Annotated in this window: 3 protein-coding genes and 2 pseudogenes; 1 reads left to right on the forward strand and 4 read right to left on the reverse strand. The window is 64.7% G+C overall.

Features of this window, described 5'->3' with window-relative positions; all coding sequences use genetic code 11:
• Positions 1 to 224, forward strand: a pseudogene (locus MOV75_RS33315) (FUSC family protein); the annotation flags it as partial.
• A 65-nt stretch (positions 225 to 289) separates the two neighbouring features.
• Here the strand turns inward: MOV75_RS33315 and MOV75_RS33320 are convergent.
• The 4 genes and pseudogenes from MOV75_RS33320 to MOV75_RS33335 all read right to left on the reverse strand — a co-directional run.
• Positions 290 to 1,603: an SMI1/KNR4 family protein gene (locus MOV75_RS33320; RefSeq protein ID WP_246931713.1), complete on the reverse strand. Its 1,314-nt coding sequence runs from the start codon at positions 1,601 to 1,603 to the stop codon at positions 290 to 292.
• Between the two features lie 169 nt (positions 1,604 to 1,772).
• Positions 1,773 to 1,936 (reverse strand): annotated as a pseudogene (locus MOV75_RS33325) (2-hydroxychromene-2-carboxylate isomerase); the annotation flags it as partial.
• Entirely contained in the window at positions 1,933 to 2,421 is a 489-nt protein-coding gene (locus tag MOV75_RS33330) for a DUF2867 domain-containing protein (RefSeq protein WP_247007449.1), read from the reverse strand. The pseudogene MOV75_RS33325 and the gene MOV75_RS33330, both read right to left, overlap by 4 nt.
• Positions 2,418 to 2,814 (reverse strand): MATE family efflux transporter (locus MOV75_RS33335; RefSeq protein WP_247007451.1); only part of this gene is annotated, 397 nt, incomplete at its 5' end. The genes MOV75_RS33335 and MOV75_RS33330, both read right to left, overlap by 4 nt.

Raw genomic sequence — 2,814 nt, forward strand, 5'->3', positions numbered from 1 at the left:
CGCCGATCCATCCCGTCCATGTCGCGCTTCAGCACTACGCCGAGGCGGTCGCGGCCGTCCGCCAGGACGGCCTGATCCGCGGCCATCCCGGCGACACCGCCGAGCGTTTCTTCGCGCTCGGCTTCTCGCTGGAGCAAATGCACCAGAATCTCTGCGATCTCGATCGCGTCGTCGGCGAATGGTCGGAAGCCGCAAGCGGCAAGTCCGTGCGCGTGGCGGAATAGGCCATAGCGTTTTCGCGCGAAGTGGATGCCCGGTTCGCGTAGAGAAAGCGCGTCAAAATAAAGCGCTAGAGGTCGAAGAACGCGAGCGCCGTCGCATCGCGCCGCGCGATGCCGTCCGTCAGGGTCTTCAGCGCAACATCGAAGCTCGGCTGCTCCTGTTCCAGCTCCCATGCGCCGTCATGGTCCCACTGGAAGCACTGGCCATAGCGATCGCCGGTCTCGACATGAAGCAGCAGGCAGCGGCTGAGCTGCGACGGCTCGGCGATCGGGACCAAGTGCTTGAGCGATACGCCGTATTCCTTGCGGAAATAGGCGCACGCCTCTTCGATCTCGTCCTCGGAATGGGCGATGAAATCAAGCACATTGCGCTGCTGCGCGGCGAGCTCGGCGGGCGCATAGAAGCGAAGCTCCGAGGAGGATTCGGGCAGGCGCACCAATAGCTCGGTCTCACCGTGGGTCAGCAGGAAGTTGCGATAGTCGCCGGGCAGCCTGACACCGAGCGCCTGCTCCGCCGCGCTCACATCGGCTTTGCGCGCCGGCGTGCCCGGCTTCCAGCGCCAGCCTTTTGCTGACGTTCCAGCCTTGCGCTGTGCTTCGTATTCTCCATACCCGGGAAACGCCATGATGTCGTCATAGCCGCCGAAGCGGGACCATTGATAGGCATCGTCGAAGGCTTCCTCCCGCCGGTGGGGAAAATAACCGCAGAGCAGTTCGGCGCGCTTGAGGATGCGTTCATGGCTCGGGGCCGTCTTGCACAACTGCTCGATCATCTTCAGTGCGGCATCGGGATCGTCGGCCAGAAGATAGGCGTCGCTCAGTAATTCCAGGATGCGTCCTTCGAGATCGCTCTCGGCGATCGACCACGCATAATGCGGCTGTCCGGTGGCCCGCCGTGCGCAGATGGTATCGCGCGCCTGTTCGGCGAAGCGCACCGCCTGCGCTGGCTCGTCTCCATCTGCATGGCTGCGGCGGGCGGCGTGCCAGAGGTACAGGGGCTCGTGCTCGGCCGGCGTGCCCTTGAGCGCTTCGAGTTGCTTTGACTGCTGGGCCGTCGGCGCGCCGAGTGCCAGGATCATCAGCTCGTCCAGGCCCTTCTGCCAGTCCGGCTTGGCTTGCGGATCAGGTCCGAGGTCGCGCAGCGTATAGTTGGTGTGGGTGGTTTCGACATGGCCTGCCGCGACGAGCTCGGTGACATGACGGCGGAAGGCCGCAGCAGCGTCGGCGATGTTGGAAAACTCCTCGCGCAGAAATTGATCCGCATCGGGATCGCCTTTCCAATTCATGTGGATGCCGATCACCATGGGATCGCGGCCCGGGATCAGCATGAGCTCGCGATCGTCGTTGCCGGGCGGACGATGAAAGAATTTTGCCAGATGCATGCGACCTCCGAAGGCGCCGCGGGCATCGGGGCACCACGTCTCAGTCGTGCCGTCGAAGAAACCGGTTCACATCACCCGCTGGCGCTTGGTCAGCTCCTTGCCCTGCATGCGCCAAAGCAACAGGTCGATGCGGTCCTGGCCGAAGAACGGCTCGTTAGCGGGCGAATTGCGGGTTGGTCTTCTTGAAGAAGCCGGGCACGCGGATCGCGAGCGGGTAGACCGGCCGCAGGTTCACCGCGAGATCGTATCCTGGACGAGCTTCAGCGTCTTGGGGAGCGCCAGATAGCTGTATGGGCTACGGTAGGAGTAGAAGAGATCGACCGAAAGGGTCATCGCGCCGGCTCCAGGATCCGCGCCATCATGTTGCGGGCCACGAGCTTGTGGAAGGGTGTGATGAAAGCGAGATAGGTCCGGCCGAGCCGGTTGTGCGTCCGCACCAGCGTGGTCAAAGTCACCTGACGGCCGGCCGCATCGCCCGAAGCGTCGACCACGATGCGGAAGTCGAGGTGAGAATCGTCGAAGCCGGCGACCAGCCGCTCGGGCGTTTCGCTCAGCACCGGAAACAGGCCGATCAATCCGCCCGGCGCCGGCGCGCCTTCACCCGATGTCTTCAGCCCGAACGGCCTCACCAGAATGTTGCGCAGGCGCAGCAGCGCATCGACCCAGCGCGGCCCGTGCAGCACCATCCGGGTGCAGGCCTCGCGGGCATTCACTTGCGCTGCGCCGATCTCGACGCGAAATGCGTCGGCGAACTGCGCGCCTGATAGCAGCGTGTTGGCATCGACCTCGGGTGCGACTTCGCGGACGGTCCCGTTCATCCCGCCAATCTGCGCGTCAGCATCCGGAAGCGCAAGATCAGCAGCCCGGCATAGACGAACGTCCCGACCGAAAACCCGACCCAGACGCCGACCGCGCCGAGCCCGGCGTTGAAGGCCAGCACCCAGGCGATCGGAAAGGCAATGCCCCAATAGCCGATCGCTGCGAATAGCAGCGTCATCCTGGTGTCGTTGATGCCGCGCAGCGCGCCGCCCATGATGGTCTGGAGGCCGTCGGCGATGAAGAAGGTGGCGCCGACCAGCAGCAGCGTCGCAGTCAGCTCGATGGTGGCTGCGCTCTCGGCGCCGCTGCCGAAGAACAGCCGGCCCAGCTGGTAGCGGCCGAGGATGATGGCGATCGTCAGGGCGGAGACCAATCCGACGCCGAGCACGGCT

This window comes from Bradyrhizobium sp. PRIMUS42 (genome assembly GCF_023006515.1).
Classification (GTDB): Bacteria; Pseudomonadota; Alphaproteobacteria; order Rhizobiales; family Xanthobacteraceae; genus Bradyrhizobium.

Bases quoted from the DNA above. Each gene is read 5' to 3' on its own strand.
- MOV75_RS33320 (WP_246931713.1), bottom strand. From the start codon at position 1,603: ATGCATCTGGCAAAATTCTTTCATCGTCCGCCCGGCAACGACGATCGC.
- MOV75_RS33330 (WP_247007449.1), bottom strand. From the start codon at position 2,421: ATGAACGGGACCGTCCGCGAAGTCGCACCCGAGGTCGATGCCAACACG.